Origin of the sequence: Kitasatospora sp. NPDC048239 (genome assembly GCF_043202015.1) — a bacterium.
Lineage (GTDB): Bacteria > Actinomycetota > Actinomycetes > Streptomycetales > Streptomycetaceae > Kitasatospora.
In genome coordinates, this window is sequence record NZ_JBICZP010000005.1 from 459,676 (window position 1) to 476,924 (window position 17,249).

12 protein-coding genes and 1 pseudogene are annotated in these 17,249 nt (G+C 71.9%); 6 read left to right on the forward strand and 7 right to left on the reverse strand.

The genetic code is table 11. From position 1 onward, the window contains the following. Positions 1–581 precede the first annotated feature (581 nt). Positions 582–1,643: an ATP-binding cassette domain-containing protein gene (locus tag ACGFZP_RS16655; RefSeq protein WP_392933025.1), complete on the forward strand. Its 1,062-nt coding sequence runs from the start codon at positions 582–584 to the stop codon at positions 1,641–1,643. Further along, positions 1,640–2,443, forward strand: coding sequence for an ABC transporter permease (locus ACGFZP_RS16660; RefSeq protein ID WP_392933028.1), 804 nt, complete (start codon positions 1,640–1,642; stop codon positions 2,441–2,443). Before ACGFZP_RS16655 ends, ACGFZP_RS16660 begins: the two co-directional genes overlap by 4 nt. A gap of 142 nt (positions 2,444–2,585) precedes the next feature. Here ACGFZP_RS16660 and ACGFZP_RS16665 read toward each other — a convergent pair whose 3' ends face one another. Then, entirely contained in the window at positions 2,586–4,109 is a 1,524-nt protein-coding gene (locus tag ACGFZP_RS16665; RefSeq protein ID WP_392933029.1) for an MFS transporter, read from the reverse strand. Between the two features lie 129 nt (positions 4,110–4,238). On the opposite strand from ACGFZP_RS16665, the gene ACGFZP_RS16670 reads away from it, so the two are divergent. After that, positions 4,239–4,961, forward strand: a complete 723-nt coding sequence (locus ACGFZP_RS16670; RefSeq protein WP_392933031.1) for a TetR/AcrR family transcriptional regulator — start codon at positions 4,239–4,241, stop codon at positions 4,959–4,961. Between the two features lie 116 nt (positions 4,962–5,077). Here the strand turns inward: ACGFZP_RS16670 and ACGFZP_RS16675 are convergent, their stop codons facing one another. Together ACGFZP_RS16675 and ACGFZP_RS16680 are read right to left on the reverse strand one after the other, a co-directional pair. Next, on the reverse strand, positions 5,078–5,347 hold the full coding sequence (locus ACGFZP_RS16675; RefSeq protein WP_392933034.1) for an amphi-Trp domain-containing protein: 270 nt from the start codon (positions 5,345–5,347) through the stop codon (positions 5,078–5,080). A gap of 145 nt (positions 5,348–5,492) precedes the next feature. After that, positions 5,493–6,872 carry a diacylglycerol/lipid kinase family protein gene (locus ACGFZP_RS16680; protein ID WP_392933036.1) on the reverse strand — a complete coding sequence of 460 codons (1,380 nt, stop codon included), beginning with the start codon at positions 6,870–6,872 and terminating at the stop codon, positions 5,493–5,495. 221 nt (positions 6,873–7,093) lie between these two features. Here ACGFZP_RS16680 and ACGFZP_RS16685 point away from each other — a divergent pair, with 221 nt between their 5' ends. Next, entirely contained in the window at positions 7,094–7,810 is a 717-nt protein-coding gene (locus tag ACGFZP_RS16685) for a flavodoxin family protein (RefSeq protein WP_392933038.1), read from the forward strand. Between the two features lie 734 nt (positions 7,811–8,544). Here the strand turns inward: ACGFZP_RS16685 and ACGFZP_RS16690 are convergent. Next, positions 8,545–10,905 (reverse strand): M4 family metallopeptidase, encoded by a 2,361-nt coding sequence (locus tag ACGFZP_RS16690; RefSeq protein WP_392933040.1) that lies wholly within the window; start codon positions 10,903–10,905, stop codon positions 8,545–8,547. 329 nt (positions 10,906–11,234) lie between these two features. On the opposite strand from ACGFZP_RS16690, the pseudogene ACGFZP_RS16695 reads away from it, so the two are divergent. Next, a pseudogene (locus ACGFZP_RS16695) lies at positions 11,235–11,321 on the forward strand (flavodoxin family protein); the annotation flags it as partial. 318 nt (positions 11,322–11,639) lie between these two features. Then, complete coding sequence (locus ACGFZP_RS16700) at positions 11,640–12,104, forward strand: phage tail protein (protein ID WP_392933043.1); 465 nt, start codon at positions 11,640–11,642, stop codon at positions 12,102–12,104. Positions 12,105–12,284: 180 nt separating this feature from the next. Here the strand turns inward: ACGFZP_RS16700 and ACGFZP_RS16705 are convergent, their stop codons facing one another. The 3 genes from ACGFZP_RS16705 to ACGFZP_RS16715 form a co-directional block, all read right to left on the reverse strand. After that, positions 12,285–14,888 (reverse strand): collagenase, encoded by a 2,604-nt coding sequence (locus ACGFZP_RS16705; RefSeq protein ID WP_392933045.1) that lies wholly within the window; start codon positions 14,886–14,888, stop codon positions 12,285–12,287. A gap of 328 nt (positions 14,889–15,216) precedes the next feature. Then, positions 15,217–16,080: an alpha/beta fold hydrolase gene (locus ACGFZP_RS16710; protein WP_392933047.1), complete on the reverse strand. Its 864-nt coding sequence runs from the start codon at positions 16,078–16,080 to the stop codon at positions 15,217–15,219. A gap of 100 nt (positions 16,081–16,180) precedes the next feature. Beyond that, positions 16,181–17,059, reverse strand: a complete 879-nt coding sequence (locus ACGFZP_RS16715) for a DUF6585 family protein (RefSeq protein WP_392933049.1) — start codon at positions 17,057–17,059, stop codon at positions 16,181–16,183. Positions 17,060–17,249 lie beyond the last annotated feature (190 nt).

The window sequence follows — 17,249 nt, forward strand, 5'->3', positions numbered from 1 at the left end:
GCGGGTGGGGGCCGGCTCCGGCGGCGTGGGGGCTGCGTCTCGCCTGCAGTCCGGCGCCCGCGCAGGTCCTCGCGGACCTGGTGCGACGGGGGTGCAGCGGGCCGGGCCGGAAGTAGCATAGCCGGTTTCGGAACATTTCTGACTAAGCCTCAAAAAGCCTGTGCAATAGACGATTTACTGCCTTCCTGTCGGACATGTCAGGTATCTCGCACACCTGTCGGACCGGCTCCCGGTCGGCCGCCGATCCGTCGGTCTGGCCGCGGTGTTGGCACCAGGTTTGCCCCGTCCGGGCGTGTCGTACCGGCGTCCGGGGTCCGGTTCGCTCAAGAGAGGGGTCTGCGTGCCAACTTGCCGCGCGGCAGTGGCGATCCGTGGTACCGCCGTCCCCGCCGCCCGGCCCGGCTGTCGCGCAGGAGGCCCAGGGAGGACGATGGAGTGGGCCCGTGCCGGTCGGTAGGCCGGGCGGCGGCCGTCGCCGCCCCGAACAGGGCCGCCGGGCCGAGCGGAGCTGTCAAGCCGAGCGGAGCCGCCGGGCCGGGTGCAGTCGTCACCTCACGTCGGGAGAGGCGATGGGACAGGCGATGGGACAGGCAGCCATCAGCGTCGTCGGCCTCAGCAAGCGGTTCGGGTCGGTGACCGCCCTGGAGGAGGTGGACTTCGAGGTCCGGTCGGGGACGGTCTTCGGCCTGCTCGGGCCGAACGGCGCGGGAAAGACGACCGCGATCCGGATCCTGACGACGATCCTGCGCCCGAGCGGCGGTCGCGCCACCGTCCTCGGGCACGACGTGGTCCACGAGGCCCCCGTGGTCCGGCGGTTGATCGGGCTGGCCGGGCAGTACGCCGCCGTGGACCCGAACCTCACCGGCCGCGAGAACCTGCGGCTGATCGGGCGCCTCACCCAGCTGCCCGGCAGGCGGATCCGCCCCCGGGCGGGCGAGCTGCTGGAGCGGTTCGAGCTGGCGTCGGCCGGGGACCGCCCGGTACGGACGTACTCCGGGGGCATGCGGCGGCGGCTTGACGTGGCCGCGGCCCTCGTCCCGGAGCCGCCGGTGCTCTTCCTCGACGAGCCGACCACGGGCCTGGACCCGCAGAGCCGCACCGCCCTGTGGGAGCTGATCCGCGAGCTGGTGAAGGACGGCACGACCGTGCTGCTCACCACCCAGTACCTGGAGGAGGCGGACCGGCTGGCGTCCCGGGTGGTGGTGGTCAACGAGGGCCGGATCATCGCCGACGACACCCCGGCCGTCCTCAAGGCGCGCCTGGGCAACACCGTGATCGAGCTGGGCATGGGCGACGAGGCGCGCGCCGAGCGGGCGGCCGCCGTGATCGCGGACCGGGTCGCCGAGTCCCCCGAACGGGAGGGCGACCTGCTCAGACTGGCCTCCCAGGACGGCTCCCGGCTGCTGATCGACGTCCTGCACGCGCTGGAGGCGGGCGCGCTGGTGCCGCGTACGGTCACCGTCCGGGAGTCCAGCCTCGACGATGTCTTCCTTGCGCTGACGGGGCACCGCACCCGGACCGGCGGCACCGCGGGTGCCGGTGCTGATGCTCATGCCGGTGCTGCTGATGCCGGTTCCGACGGCGTGGACCGTGCGCCGGGCGACGGGTCCGAGGGCTCCGCACCCCGCGGGGACGCGCCGTGAGCGCCGTCGACGCCGGGCGGCTCGGCAACCGGATCGCCGCACCGGTCCGGGACGGCCTCGCGGTGGCCTGGCGCAACCTGATCGCGCTGCGCCGGGTGCCGCGCCTGCTGGTCTTCTCGACCATCCAGCCGCTGGTCTTCGTGCTGATGTTCCGCTACGTGTTCGGCGGGGTGGTCGGTCCGGCGCTGCCGCCCGGGGTCTCCTACGTCGACTTCCTGATCCCGGGCATCTTCGTGCAGACCGCCGTCTTCGGCTCGATGAACACCGCGATCGGCCTGGCCACCGACATGCAGACCGGTCTGATGGAGCGGTTCCGCTCGCTGCCGATGGCGCGCTCGGCCGTGCTCTCCGGCCGGACGATGGCCGACCTCGCGCGGAACGTCTTCGTGGTGGCGCTGATGACGGCGGTCGGCTTCGCGCTCGGGTTCCGGATCCACGCGGGTGTGCTGTCGTTCCTGGGCGGGGTCCTGCTGGTGCTGGCGTTCGGCTTCGCGATGTCGTGGATCTTCGCGGTGGTGGGGATGGCGGTCGGCGACCCGGAGACCGCGCAGGCCGCCACCTTCCCCATCCTGGCGCCGCTGGTCTTCGCCTCCGCGGCCTTCGTCCCGGTGGCGACCATGCCCGGGTGGCTGCAGGCCTTCGCCAACCACCAGCCGGTCTCCAAGACCGCAGAGGCCGTCCGGGTCCTGGTGCTCGGCGGGCCGGCCACCACCGCGGTCTGGGAGGCGCTGGCCTGGGACATCGGGATCGTCGCGGTCTTCGCGCCGCTCGGCGTCTGGTTCTACCGCCGGGCGGTGTAGCGCCGGGCGCGGGTGGCCCGCAGGCCCGGTGTGAACGCGGAGGGCCGGTACCCCGACGGGGCACCGGCCCTCCGCGCGCCGGCCTTCGGCGCGCCGGCGTTCCGTGCACCGGCGTTCCGTGCACCGGCTTTCCGCGTGCCGGTCAGATGACGAGTTCGGGACCGTCGGCGGGGGCCTTGGCCGGCCCGTCAGCCGGGGCCGCCGCGCGCCCGGGCCGGCTGTCGCGCATCACCAGGGTGGCCAGCAGGGCGGCGGCGAGGACGCCGATCGCGCCGATGGTGAAGGTGGTCGACATCGAGGTGGTGAAGGCCTCGCGGGCGGCCTTGACCAGGCCGGCGTCACCCTGGGCGGCGGCCAGCGCGCCGCCGATGGAGTGCTTCGCCTGCTCGGGTGCGTCGGAGGGCATCTCGTCCGCGAAGCCGCTGGTGAGCAGCGAGCCGAGGATCGCGATGCCGAGCGCGGTGCCGGCCTGCTGGATGGTGTCGTTGAGGGCCGAGCCGACGCCGGCCTTCTCCGCCGGGATGGTGCCCATCAGCGCGCCGACCGCGGCCGGCATCGCGAGGCCCGCACCGAGGCCGAGCAGGCCCAGCGCGACGGCCGGGACGGTGAAGCCGGTGGTGGCGGAGACGGTGGCCAGCAGTGCGAAGGCCGCGGCCATGACGAGCATGCCGGCCAGCACCAGGAGGCGGTGTCCGATCCGGGCCGTGAGTCCGGCGCCGGCGGCGTTGCCGATCAGCGCGGCGACGGCCAGCGGGACGAACGCGAGGCCCGCCTTGACCGGCGAGTAGTCGAGGACGAACTGCAGGTACTGGGTGAGGACCAGCAGCAGACCGCCGTTGCCGATCTGCACCAGGGTCAGCGAGAGCGACCCGCCGCTGAAGTTGCGGTGCCGGAACAGGGCCAGCGGCACCATCGGCGCGGAGGTGGTGTTCTCCCAGACCACGAACCCGCCGAGGGCGACGACCGCGACGACCAGGGTGATCGTCGACCGGCCGCCGAAGGCCCCGTGCTGCGGGAGCTCGATGATCCACCAGATCAGGGCGGTCATCCCGGCGGCGGAGAGCACCGCGCCCAGCGGGTCGGGCTTCTGCCACGGGCCCTTCGACTCCGGCATGAGGGTGAGGGCCGCAAGGACGGCCAGGACGACCACCGGGACGTTGATGAAGAAGATCGAGTGCCAGGAGAAGTGGTCGATCAGGACGCCGCCGAGCACCGGGCTGCCGACCAGCCCGAGCATCGACACCGAGCCCCAGGCCGCCATCGCCTTGCCGCGCTCCTCCTCGTCGAAGACGGTGATCAGGATCGACAGGGTCGAGGGCATGATCAGCGCTCCGCCGACGCCCATCGCGATGCGTACGGCGATCACCTCGCCGGGGTTGGTGCAGAAGGTCGCGGCCAGCGAGGCCGCCCCGAAGAGCAGGAGGCCGATGACCATGATCCTTCGTCGGCCGAACCGGTCACCCAGGCTGCCGGAGGTGAGCAGCAGCCCGGCGAAGACCAGGATGTAGGAGTCGAGGATCCACTGGATGTCCTGGGCGGTCGCGTCGATGTCCTCGGTCATCGACGGCACCGCCACCGTCAGGGCCATGCTGTCGACCACCAGTACCAGCGTGCTGAGGCAGAGCACGAGGAGGATCCACCAGCGGCGTGGATTGCGGGTTTCCATGGGGTCGTCCCCTTCGGGTGCAGACACTGTTCCGTTGATGCGCACACTGTACTCATCTGTGAACAGTGTGCGCAATCCCCTCCTCCTGTACGCTCGACGCGAACGGCGTACGCAGCGAAGGAGGACCCCGTGGCCGCCAAGACCAACCCGATCCCGTCCGTGTGGGCCCGGCAGCAGCGCGAGGCCGAGCAGCCCGCGCTCAGCCGGGCCGCGATCGTCCGGGAGGCGGTCGCCATGCTCGACGCGGAGGGCGCCGAGGCGCTCAGCATGCGAAAGCTCGGCGGCCGCCTCAACGCCGGCGCGACCTCCCTCTACCGGCACGTCGCGACCAAGGACGAGCTGATGGAGCTCGCGCTGGACGAGGTCTTCGGCGAGATAGACGTCCCGCCCGCGGACGGCCCCGAGTGGCGCGCCGCCGTCGCCGAGGCGGCCCGGTCCTTCCGGGCGACCGTCCTGCGCCACCCCTGGCTGCCCGCGCTGCTCGGCCAGGCGGGCCTCGCCTACCTGGGCCCCAACCTGATCTCCTACTCCGAGCGGCTGGCCGCGCTGTTCACCGCCGCCGGGTTCCCCGAGCCGAGCCGCGCGATCGACACGCTGCTGTCCTACACGGTCGGAATGAGCAGCGCGGAGGCGGCCTGGCTCACCACCGTCGCCCGCTCCGGCGAGACCGAGGCCGCCTTCATCGCCCGCCTGATGCCCGCCGCCCAGCAGGTCGCGGCCGACCACGAGCACCTGGTCGCCGCCTACGCCGCCGCGGCCGTGGCCCCCGATCCGGTCGAACTCCGGAACGCCAAGTTCGACTACGGCCTGGAGGTCTTCCTCGACGGCCTGGCGCTGCGCCTGCCGGGCTGAGCAGCGTCGAGCAGGCAGAACGGCGTCGGGCAGGCAGAACGGCGCCCCACCCCGAAGGGCGAGGCGCCGCGAGTGCCTTCCCCACCCGGCCGTTCACCGGCCGGGGGCCGGTCGCGTCAGCCGTGGGAGCCCCCCGTGGGCGGCGACGCCGTCCCGGTCTGCGCGGTCGGCCACTTGAACTCGATCTCCAGCTCGATCTCCCCGTCGCCGACCTCGACCTCGATCTCGCTGCGGAGCTCCTCGGGGATCCGCAGGGTCAGCCGCCCCGGGCCGAGGGCCAGTTCGGCGCTGCCGCCGTGCCTCAGCGCGTCCGCGAGCGCGCTGAGCTGGTCAGCGGCCTCAAGTCGTGACAGTGAGGCCTTCTGCTCGAAACTGAGGTCCTTCACGGATGTCTCCAATCCGGTGGGCGCGGAGGCCGACGGGCAGGGCGGGCGGCCGCTCGTCCTTCCAGCCTGCGCGTCCGCGCAGGCTCCTGCACCTCGGACCGGCGGAGCGCGGGGCCGCCGCCCCGGACCGGTGCCTGTCCGCTGCTCAACCCCGTGTGCCCGGGCCGGACCGGGACTGGGTGAAGGCCAGCGTCACCACCGCGTGCCAGTCCATCGGCGGCCGCACCACCGGAGGTCCCGGCCGGTGCCTGGGGACGCGCACCCGCAGGGCGCCCGGGCGGATGCCGCAGGTCACCGGGGCGGGCAGGGACAGGGCCTCGCCGTCCACCGCGACCGGGATGCTCCCGCTGTCCGGGCCGATGGTGATCCGGTGGGCGGTCAGCACCTGGAGGCCCGTCGCCCGCGTCCCGCGGAGCGCGAGCTCGGCCGCCTGGGCCGCGTTGCCCACCCGGATCCCGACGACACCCAGCACCCCGAGGTCCAGCCGCGGCCGGCGGCCGCCCGCCGCCATCGGCCCGGGCGCGGCGTACGGGTTGTTGCTGATCAGGAGCGCCTGCTGGGCTTCCAGCCGGGCGCCGTCGCTCTGCGCGTCGAGCGGCCGGCCGGCGTACCCGAGCAGCAGGTCGGGCAGCGCGTCCAGGGCCGAGCCCGCCTTGGCGTCGCGGTACTCCGGACGCTGCACGATCTCCGCGTACACCCCGAACGAGGCGGTGTTGACGAAGGTGAGGCCGCCGACCGTCCCGAGGTCGACGCGCAGCTCCTCGCCGTCCGTCAGCGCGTCCAGACAGCGGGCCGGGTCCTCCCGGTCCAGCCCGAGATCCATCGCGAAGTGGTTGCGGGTGCCCGCGGACACCACCAGGAACGGCAGGCCGTGCTCGGCCGCCACCTCGGCCACCAGGGCCTGGGTGCCGTCGCCGCCCGCCACTCCCAGCAGGTCCGCGCCCTCGGCCACCGCCCGGCGGGCGATCGCGGCGACGTCCACGCTGGTCGAGGTGTCCAGCAGTACGACCCGGGCGCCCAGTGCCTCGGCCTTCCCGACCAGCCCGAACCGGCCGACCTTGCCGCCGCCGGACTTCGGGTTCATGATCAGCACCGGCTGCCGGGGAGGGGCGCAGGCCACCGCCCGCATGCCGCCGGGCCGGCGTAGCCGGTACAGCGCCGCCCGCGCGCTCAGCACGGCCGCTCCCCACAGCAGGATCGCGGCCAGCGCCGCGGGCCACACGTCGGCCCGGGCGTAGAGCACCAGGACGGCCACCGGGGCCACCACCGCGAGCATCACCCCGGCCGCCCGCACGAGCCCCCGATGGGACAGCACCCACCAGGTGCCGGCCGCCGTGCCGACCGCACCGGCCAGCCCGACGACGAGCACGAACAGCCCGCCGGGCCCGCTCGCCGCCACCAGCGCCGCCACCGCGCCCAGCGTGCAGGCCAGCGCCAGCCGGGCCAGCCGCCGGGCCGTGCGCCAGGCGGGCGACCGCCGAGCCGACGACCGGGAGCGTGTGGGTGCGCCGGAATGGGACGACATCGGCCTCACGTCCTCTGCCCGGCCTTGACGACGGTTCTGTTCTCTCGCGCGGTACCCCCGTCTACCGACCTTAGGAACATTCCACCCCGTCTGCATCCGGATCCGGCTGCGCCGCCCGGCCCGCGCGGGCGGCCTAGCCCGACGGGCGCCCGGGCCGCCGGACTGGTCCAGTGGATGCCGACGACCCCGCCGCCTCCCCGACCGCCCGAAGGAGCCGCTCCGTGCCCGACCCCGCACCGTCCTACCGCGACCTGCGCGCCCTGGTGATCAACTGCACTCTCAAGAGATCCCCCGAGCGCAGCCACACCCAGGGCCTGATCGACGTCAGCACCGGCATCCTGGAGCGCCAGGGCGTCCAGGTCGACGTCATCAGGGCGGTGGACATCGACATCGCCACCGGCGTCTGGCCCGACATGACGGAACACGGCTGGGAGACCGACGAATGGCCGGTCATCTACTCCCAGGTGATGTCCGCCGACATCCTGACCCTCGCCGGCCCGGTGTGGCTGGGGGACAACTCCTCCGTGATGAAGAAGGTCGTCGAGCGCCTGTACGCCTGCTCCTCGATCCTCAACGCCGAGGGCCAGTACGCCTACTACGGCCGGGTCGGCGGCTGCCTGATCACCGGCAACGAGGACGGTGCCAAGCACTGCGCGATGAACGTCCTCTACAGCCTCCAGCACCTCGGCTACACCATCCCCCCGCAGGCCGACGCCGGCTGGGTCGGTGAGGCGGGGCCCGGTCCCTCCTACCTCGACCCCGGTTCCGGCGGCCCGGAGAACGACTTCACCAACCGCAACGCCACCTTCATGACCTGGAACCAGCTCCACCTCGCCCGCATGCTCAAGGACGCCGGCGGCATCCCCGCCCACGGCAACCAGCGCTCCCAGTGGGACGCAGGCTGCCGCTTCGACTTCGAGAACCCCGAGCACCGCTGACCTGCCCGAACGGAGGCGCAAGCCCCTCGTGGCGATCGAGTTTCGGAGGGTTCTGCAGCTCGGACCGCTGCGCTGATCGGCGGCTTGCTCGCTGCGATCACTGGATCCCGAATGGACGACCAGCGCAGAACTGACCCAGCGTCGAGCTGGGCCGGCACCCGCTCGACCTTCCAGCCGAGATGCGGGCCATCGCGCGTTCGACCACTTCGGGTCCCGCGTCCAGCAGAGCATGCTCAACTTTGGGGTCCGCGACCTGGATGCGGTGCTCGCGTAACTGCGCGCCAAGGGATGATTCACCGAGTCAGGAGGATTCGATGCCGACGGCGCGTCAGTGCGCCCGGTCAGGTCGGTGGGATGGTGGTGGTGCGGGCGACTTGGTTGAGTGGTCGCATGGCGCCGTACGGCCGTATCCGGCGGCTCGGCGTGAGGGGGCGCCGAGTTGTCGGCCCCCGGGAGGCGTCATGTACGACCTCGGATTGCCTCGACGCACCGGGCCGGGCTTCTGAGAGCAGCGGAGACAGGATGTGAACCTGCGAACCGGCCGCCACCACACTCACCACCGCGGTGTGGCATCGGCTTTCGTGGCCTCCGCGGGCCGGTGCGAACGCCGAGCAGGTCAGGAAGCACGGTAGAGCCAGGCCGCGATGCCTGAGAAGGCGCGGTGCGAGGTCCTTCGAACGCACGAGGGCCTGGCGGCCGCGGCCGCCAGGCCCTCGTGGTTCACCCGTTCAGGTTCAGCCGGTCTGGATGGCGGTGTCGTCGATCACGAAGCTGGTCTGGAGGGAGGAGTCTTCCACGCCGTTGAACTTCAGCGTGACGCTCTGGCCCGCGTAGGACGACAGGTCGACCGACTTCTGGGCGTAGCCGGTGTTCTTGTCGAGGTTGCTGTACGAGGCGACCGTGGTGCCGTTGACGCTGACGGTCAGCTTGTCGTATTGGGTCGTGGTGGTGGTCTCCGCGGTGTCGATGTGCAGCCAGTAGCTCAGCGTCGCCCGGCAGCCGGTCGGGATGGTGACGGTCTGCGAGGCGCTGTCGGTGTGGGCGGAGCCGTAGCCGTTCAGCCACGCCTTCCACAATCCGCTGTGCGCCGCCTCGGAGGCTGAGTTGTCGACCACTCCACTGGTGGTGGTCCAGGGCGCTGCGGAGCCGGTCTCGAAGCCCGCGTTGCCAAGCAACTGCGCCGGGGTGCAGACGCCGGTGCCGTTGACGGTCAGCGAGAAGGCGGCCGTGTGGGTGGTCGACGTCCCGGCGCCGGTGAGGGTGACCGAGTAGGTGCCGGGCGGCGTCGAGGCGGCCGTGCTGACGGTCAGCTGGGAGGTGCCGCCGGTCGACACGGAGGCCGGGCTGAACGACGCGGTGGCGCCCGCGGGCAGGCCGGACGCGGACAGGTTCACCGTCTGCGCCGAGCCATTGGTGAGCGTGGTGGAGACGGTGGCGGTCAGCGAGCTGCCCGGGTTGACCGAACCGGTGCTCGGCGAGACCGCCATCGAGAAGTCGTTGCCGGTGACCGCGCAGGTCGGGTCGCCGGACTGGGCGGGGACGCTGACGGCGTCCCAGGCGGCCTTCACGGTGTTGAACTGGCCGCAGGACGGGTCGAGGCTCTTGGCCGCCTGCAGCGTCCAGGTGCGGTACTTCAGGTACGAGCTGGCGGTGGTCTTCATCAGCTGGGCGTTGTACACGATCTTGAGGGCGTTCTGCACGCCGACGCCGCCGGTGACGGTGGAGCCGTTGCAGGTGGGGCTGGTCGGGCCGCCCGGCGGGTTGGAGCCCTGCGCGAGCAGGTAGAACCAGTGGTTTCCGGGGCCGGCCGCGGCGTGCACCTCGGCGCTCGGGATGCTGCTGGAGTAGCAGTTGGGGTTGCTTTTGATCAGCGACGGGTTGTACATGTTGCGGATCGGGCCGGTGCCCACCAGGTTGACCTGGTTGCCGACCAGGAAGTCCGGGACGGCGTACGGCGCGGGCTCGTTCATGAAGGCCTCGGTCGACGCGCCGTACACGTCGGCGATGAACTCCTGGGTGCCGCTGCCAGAGATGCCGCCGGGGGTGTGGTCGTCGATGCCGTGGCCCATCTCGTGGGCGAGGACGTCGGCCGCGCTGATCCACTGGTTGGCGTTGTTGTGGCCGATCTGGACCTGCGAGCCGTCGTAGTAGGCGTTGACGTCGGCCAGGCCGACCCGGATCGGCCAGGCGCCGCCGCTGCCGTCCATGCCGTTGCGGCCCAGCCACTGCGCGAGCATCTTGAACTCGGCCTGCGCCACGTACTCGGCGTCGACGCAGCCGGTCTCCTTGCTGGTGGCGTCGCCGTTGCCCCAGGTGTCGGTGGTCTTGCTGAACGTCGTGTTGTTCGCGGCGTCCTGGCACGGCATGTTCGTGATGTTGGTGGGGTTCATCGTGAACTTGCCACCGGAGGAAGTGGTGTTGATGGTGAGCGGCGCGGGGCCGTTCCAGGCGCCGGTGCCGCTGCCGTGCAGCACGTGCTCCTGGGTGTGCAGCACGGCACCGGTGCGCGCGTCGACGTCCACGCTCAGCCGGCTGTAGCCGTCGTCGCCGACGCCGTTCACCGTGGACTCCCAGGCCAGGGCGGCCGGTGCGTCGCCCAGCGCGTACACCACCAGCCGGGTGCCCTCGATCTTGGACACCGACTTCAGCTGATCCGACGCCACCTTCTCGGCCTGGGCGCGGCTCAGGCTCGGGCTGGTCGACAGCGTGCCGATCGCGTGCTGCTGGGCGACCGAGTTGTACGTGACCTGCCCTGCGCTGTTGGTCACCACGACGAAGTCGCCGCCGACCACCGGAACGCCCGAGTAGGTGCGCTCGTAGGGCACGTACTGCGACCCGTTCGAGGAAGCGACCTGACCTCGGACGAACTGCTCCTGCGGGCCGGCGAGCAGGAAGGCCGGACGGCTGGCCACCAACGCGTCGGCGCTGCTGGCGGCCAACTGCTGGGAGGACTCGGGCGCGGGCGGCGTCGGCGCCGCCACGGCCGCCGCCCCGGCGGCGGTCAGACCGGCGATCACGAGCCCGGCGGCGGCGAGCACCGCCGTGCCGGAGCGGACTGTGCCGCGGCGTCGGGCGTTTCTGACATGGGTGTGCAACTGGCGGCCCTCCCTGGGGATGGGGGACGGCACGCAGGAACGGCCTCATGAGTCGCCCTGGCGTAGGTGCCGGCCCGGGAACGGGAAACTCGCGCACGTGCAGGGGGACCGCGGCAGGTCACCTGCTCCCTGGGCGTCACCAGATCAGGGTGAACGGGCGCAGTGTGGCCGGGGGTTGCCGCAGCCGTGGGGGTGCGGGGCGGGGGTGCCGCCCAGCGGCAGAACGGTAGCGAAGGTGACGGATCGTCAACAGTGTGCAACCGTGGCGGGAACATGCCAGTGGCTGATCTCGGCCAGATCGGCGGGAGTCGGCTGGGCCGCAGTCGGACGCAGGCGGCATCCCCGCCCACGGCAACCAGCGCTCCCAGTGGGACGTCGGCTGCCGCTTCGACTTCGAGAACCCCGAGCACCGCTGAACCCTCGTGACGGCCCGCCGGTTCACCCGGCGGGCCGTTCCGGCTGTCCGAGCCGCTTGTGCAGGGTGGAGCCCGAGCGCATCCGGTGGGTGGGCACCCCCCGGAGTGTGGAGCCCGCCTCAGCGGCGCCGGTCAGCCGGCCAGGCCCAGCGGGTCCGGGGCGGTGACGAGCAGGTCGGAGGTGCCGGTGGGGCGTTCGCCCGCCGTGGCTACCCGCCGGGCGACGCGTCCCCACGTACGCTCCCCTGGCGGCCGCCCGTCGTCGGGCGCGCGGCCGCGGGTCCGTCATCCACCGACGCCGATGAGAAGGTACCTGCCGTGACCTACACCGTGGATTTCGTCACCGTCTCGACCGTGGGTCTGGAGTCGTCGCCCGTCGCGCACGCGCTCGCCGGTCTGAGGGCGAACGAGGCGCGTTACTTCAAGAACAAGTACGACCACGTCTTCACGGTGGAGCCGGCGGGCGACGCGAAGCCGGCGGTCGACTGGGTGCACCGGATCCTCAAGGAGGAACGGGACATCGTCATCTCCTCCCGGCCGTTGGAGGCCACGGCCTTCCAGGTCGAGAACATCCGGATGGCGTACGTCTTCTACGAGAGCGGACTGTCGATCAACGTGATGTACACCGTCGACGACGCCAAGAAGCGGGCGGTCGGGTTCAAGCTCTCCGAAGGGATGGAGGTTCCGGAGGAGCTCGCGTCCCGGTTCAAGTTCGCCCGGCAGAAGTCGAAGCTCGCCGGCACGATCCGCGGTTCCTTCTTCGTCGTCAAGAACGAGTACTGACAGTGATGACGAACGTGGTGACGCTGCCAGCGGGTCTGCCCCTTGTACCGACTGACGTTTCGACTGTCCTGTTTCGGATTTGTCGACCCGTCGGTGGCGTCACCGCGCACGCGGAACGCCCGGCCGGGAGATCCCGGCCGGGCGTTCGGTGCGGACCTGTCCCGGTGGGGTCGGTCCAGGTCAGAACTGGGTGCTGACCGTGACGCCGCTGAAGTCGGTGACGGCGTAGAGGCTGAGGTAGCGGTAGCCGGCGGTGGGGTTGGTGACGGTGAGGGACTGGGTGGTGCCGGTGCCGGTGGAGGAGGCGGTGAAGGCGCTCGGCGAGGCCCAGGTGCCCGGGTTGTAGTACAGGTGCGCGGTGCCGGTGCCGCCCGAGGTGGTGACCTTCAGCGTCGTGGTGCCGGCCGGCAGGTAGACGTACAGGTAGTCGGAGTTCCCTGCGGTCGCGGCGCGGCCGGTCCGCGAGCAGTTGCGGCCCATCGCGTCGGTGCGCTGCTCGGTGCAGTTCGGCAGGGCGACCGGGGCGGCGGTCACGGTGACCGAGGCCGGGGTGGTGGCGGTCCTGCCGGTGTTGTCGGTGGTGGTCAGGGCGACGGTGTAGGTGCCGGCCGCCGCGTAGGTGTGGCTCGGGGTGCGCTCGTCCGAGGAGGTGCCGTCGCCGAAGGTCCAGCGCCAGGAGGTGATCTGGCCCGGGCCGGTCTGCACGGACCGCTCGGTCACGCTGACGGTCGCGCCGTTCACCGAGGTGTCGAACAGGGAGGTCGGGCCGGCCGCGTAGCAGGCGCCGGCGGCGCAGGCGGTGAGCCAGGCGTCGAAGTCGGCGTCGTAGGAGGTGCCGAGCTTGTTGTAGACCGCGTAGCCGCCGGTGTAGTCGCCGACGCGGAAGCGGGCCAGCATGGCCTGGACGTCGGCCGGGTGCTTCTCCAGCATGTACCGGACGGCCAGGTAGCCCCACGGGTAGACGCGGGTCGAGTCCGAGTTGCCGTAGGTGTTCTGGAAGATCGTGCTGAGCTTGTAGGTGTGCTTGGCGGCCTGGGCCATCGCGTCGGTGTCGGTGGTGGCGCGGTAGCTGTAGGAGACGTACTCGGCGAGGCCCTCGACCCACCAGATGTCCGGGACGGACATCTGGGCGTTGAAGGTGCCCTTCATGTCGTAGATGCCGTCGAGGTAGTGGGCGTACTCGTGGTTGAGGTTCCACACCCGGGCCGGGTCGGTGTTGTTCCAGGCCTTCTGGTACATCACGTTCGCGGCCCGGTTGTTCGGGTCGGTCGGGTCCATGACGGTCTGGCCGCCGTTGTCGGTCGAGTTGCCGAAGATCGCCCACGAGTACGTGGTGTAGTCGGTCTTGTTGGCGAAGATCCCCTGGGTGACGGTCTTGTTGTACTGGTTGGGGATCGGCCCGTTGTCCTTGACCACGTTGTGGAAGAACGCGTCCTCGTTGCGCAGGCTGGCGCAGACGGTGGCCAGTTCGGCGGCCGACAGGGCCTGGGCCTGGATGGTCCGGTTGTCGCACACCAGCTGGTTCGGCAGGACGACCGAGGTGAGCTTGGCGGGCAGGTTGCAGATGTCGTAGTACGAGCACTGCTTGTTGTCGTAGACGGTGGCCTGGAAGGCCGTGTGCACGTACAGCGAGGCGTCGGCCGTGAGGAGCGGCGCGGCGTTCAGCACCTGCTTGACCAGCGGCTTGGCCACGGCCTCGACGGTGGTGCTGCTCCCGGCCATCCGGGCCAGGTCGTTGCCCGCGTTGGTGTCGAGGACGGCGTTCGGCCCGCTGAGCAGGTCCTTGTGGTTGATCGCGAAGTTGGCGAGCGACGTGACGAGGCTCGGGTCGGCGCCGAGCGCGTTGACGAAGTTCGGGTTGGTGTTGCCCCGCCAGAGCGGGAACCTCAGCACCGAGTTGACCGCGTTGACCATCTGCGGGAAGGCGTTGTACGCGTTGGTGTAGTCGTCCAGCACCCGCTTGTAGACGCCCAGGTAGTCGGCCTGGATGTTGGCGCTGTCGGTGAGCGTCAGGACCTCCTTGAGCACGCCGCCGTTAATGTCGGTGACGTCGTGCCAGCGGGCGCCGGCGAAGAACGCGTCCAGGCCGGCCTTGACGGCGGTGGTGAGCTCGGCGGTGTACGGGCCGGCCGCGTCGGGGTAGTAGGACTGGATGTAGTAGCCCACCCGCAGGTAGAGCACCAGCTGCAGGATGCCGGTGGAGTTGTCGCCGGTGTAGGAGGCCGCCAGGTCCTTGAAGGCGGCCGCGACGGGCAGCATCCGGGACTGCTTGAAGATGCCCGGGTCGGCGCCGCCGTTGTTGAACAGCGCGGAGACGCAGTCCGTGGTCGAGCTCTTGAGGAACGCGACCAGGTCGGCACCGGTGTGCCCGGCGAAGTCGGCCGGGGTGCAGACCTGCGCGGCGGCTTCCGCGGCCGCGCCCGACTGGGCCTGCGCGGTAAGGGACTTGGGCTGGGCGGGGGTGCTCGGTGCGGCTGTGGCAGCGGGCTCGCCCATCAGGGTCTCGCTGAGCAGCGCCGCGGGCAGCGGTGCGGCGGGTGCGGCGAGGTGCTCGGACCCGGTCGCCCGGTCGGCGGCGGACAGGCCCGCCGGCTTCGCGGCGGCGGCCAGGATGGCGGCGGGGGAGGGGGCCGCCGGGGCGGTCGCGACCGCGGCGGACGGGGGCGGTCCGGTGGTGACGGCGGCGGGCGCCGCGAAGGCCTGGGCCGGCAGCACGGCGGTGGCCGTGGCGCAACAGGCGACGACGCCGGCTGCGAGCGTGGAGAGTCGTATGCGCAGGTGCACGCCAAGTCCTTCTTCGAGTGGGGGCAGCCTGACGTGGGATCAGGCTGAATGAAGGAGATTGGCGTGGATCCTGTCATCGAACGGGAGTGAGAACAATGTCACAGGTCATATGGCATGAGAGTTTCAGCCACCTCGCCGTTCACGGTGCCGTGTCATGCGCCTGACCTGCGGTAATGCGGGCCGAAACCGTTCGGTGCACGGGCGCCGGACGACCGTCGAACGTACGGCCCGGGAGGTCGCCCCCGTTTCCGCCGGGCCGCCGGGCCGCGCGGACTGGCCGATCTGCACCCGCCCGCGCGGGCGCCTACCGCTTCGACCGCCTCATTGGTCAGTACACCTGGGGATTCCCGGCGGCCGCGGTGTGCGCCAGGATCGCGCGGGCGATCGTCTCCCAGTCGGCTCGGCCGATCCCGTGGCCGGCGCCCTGCAGGGCCAACAGCCCTGCGGCGGGGATCTCCTGGGCGAGGGCTCGGCCGTGCCCGAACGGGAACATCGGATCCGCGGTCCCGTGGATCACCAGGGTGGGAGCGGTGATCGACGACAGCGGCTCCCGCGAGTGCTCACCCTCCGGAAGGGAGTCGTGGTTCTGCACGGCGGGGAAGTCGTGCGCGCGCTCGACGTCCCGGCGGACGAGCTCGCGGGCGGCGGTCTCGTCGAACGGGCGTCGGCCTCCCGCGAGCACACGCTCGTACCCGACCAGGTACTCGATCACCGAGGCGTCCTGCGACCAGTCGACCTGCGCGGTCGATACGAACCGCATGAACTCCTCGGTAGGTGGAGGAAGTTCGAGACCGCACGGCACCGCAGGCGAGGTGCTGACCAGGACGAGCGAAAGGACGCGATCGGCGTGGCCGAGCGCGAGCAGCTGCGCGAGCCCCCCTCCGGCCGAGACGCCCACCACGTGCGCGGCCGGAATCCCATAGGCGTCGAGTACGCCGACGGCGTCGCCGACCAGATCCGCGCCGGTGTAGCCGGGCCGGCCCGGCTGGTAGGTGACCGATCGACCGGTGTCGCGGTGGTCGTAACGGATCACGAACCGCCCGCCCTCGGCGAGCAGCCGGCAGAAACCCTCCTCCCACCAGAGCATCGAGGCCCCGGTGCCCATGACGAGCAGCACCGGAGGGTCGGCCGGATCGCCGAAGTGCTCGGTGCACAGCTCGACGCCGGCCGTGTAGATCATCCGCTCGGACATCGCCACACCTCCCTCACCTCGCCCATTGTGCGGCTGCACACGGCGCGGACGGCGCCGGCAGCCCGCCCGCCCCGCGCGCTGAACACCGCGGCGGGCCGGGTCAGGGGGTGGGGCGGCGGCGGGCGGCGGCGCGTCGGCGGTCGGCGAGGGTGAGGAAGAGGGAGAGGTTCGGGATCCTGCTCACCCCGGCGGTGCCCGGTCCTCGGCCCCTGCCGGCGGCCTTGATCCTGACGATGCCGTTGGCCGCCCTGATCTCCTCGACCTCGTGCCAGGGGACCGAACCCCGCGCGGACCCGATCTCGTCCCGGGTGATCCAGAGGGGGCCGAAGTCGAGGCGCCCGCCCGAGGCCAGCGCGGCTGCGGCGCCGGGGAGTTGTGCCCGGGTCACCGCGTGCTGGATGGCCGGCCCCCAGTCCTGAGGCCTGCTGAACCTGCCCTTCTCCGCGACCTCGCCCATCCGGTCCGCCCTTCCGCGCAGGACGACCTTCTCGCCCTCGGTGTCGGTGAGCGTGTACTCGTACGCGGTGTAACCGCCGGCTCCCGTGTGCCGGACGATGTACTGGAGGACGGAGGTGCTCTCGTAGCGGACGGCGCGGACCCGGCCCTGCACCACGGCGGTGAGACCCTGGTCGAAGAGGTCGATCCGCAGGCCCTGGTTCCTCCTCGTCGTGGACCGCTCGTGCCGGATGGCGAACGGGACCACCAGCAGCAGTCCGAGCGGGATGACCGCCAGGACCGCCGCCTCGGTCCAGGACAGGGCGAGCGCGATCCCGCCGAGGACCACGACCCCCGTCACGGCGCAGCCAAGGGTGCCGCTCTGCGACTGGGTCCCGGGGTACACCGCGCGCCGGGTGCCCAGCCGTTCGCGCGCCGCGGCCTCGTCGATCAGCGGCAGGAACCGCTCGGCGCCGTCCCCGGCGCCCCCGGCGTGCCCGCCGTTCTCCGGCCGGCCGTTCACCCGGCTCTCCTGCTCGGTCATGCTCTTCCTCCTGCGTTCCGGAACCGCGCACACCGGCGGAGCTGAGCCGGTGTGCGTGACTGCGTACCTGCGTACCTGTCGTCGCCGTGCGGCGGGGGGGGGGGGGGCGGGGGGGCCCCCCCCCCCCCCCCCCCCCCCCCCCCCGCCGGGGCGGGCCCCCCGCGCGCCCCCGCCCCCCCCCCCCCCCGCC

What these genes read in the sequence shown, in the direction of transcription:
- ACGFZP_RS16680 (WP_392933036.1), bottom strand. Translation starts at nt 6,872, where the DNA reads ATGTCGTCCCATTCCGGCGCACCCACACGCTCCCGGTCGTCGGCTCGG.
- ACGFZP_RS16710 (WP_392933047.1), bottom strand. Translation starts at nt 16,080, where the DNA reads ATGTCCGAGCGGATGATCTACACGGCCGGCGTCGAGCTGTGCACCGAG.
- ACGFZP_RS16665 (WP_392933029.1), bottom strand. Translation starts at nt 4,109, where the DNA reads ATGGAAACCCGCAATCCACGCCGCTGGTGGATCCTCCTCGTGCTCTGC.
- ACGFZP_RS16715 (WP_392933049.1), bottom strand. Translation starts at nt 17,059, where the DNA reads ATGACCGAGCAGGAGAGCCGGGTGAACGGCCGGCCGGAGAACGGCGGG.
- ACGFZP_RS16655 (WP_392933025.1), top strand. Translation starts at nt 582, where the DNA reads ATGGGACAGGCAGCCATCAGCGTCGTCGGCCTCAGCAAGCGGTTCGGG.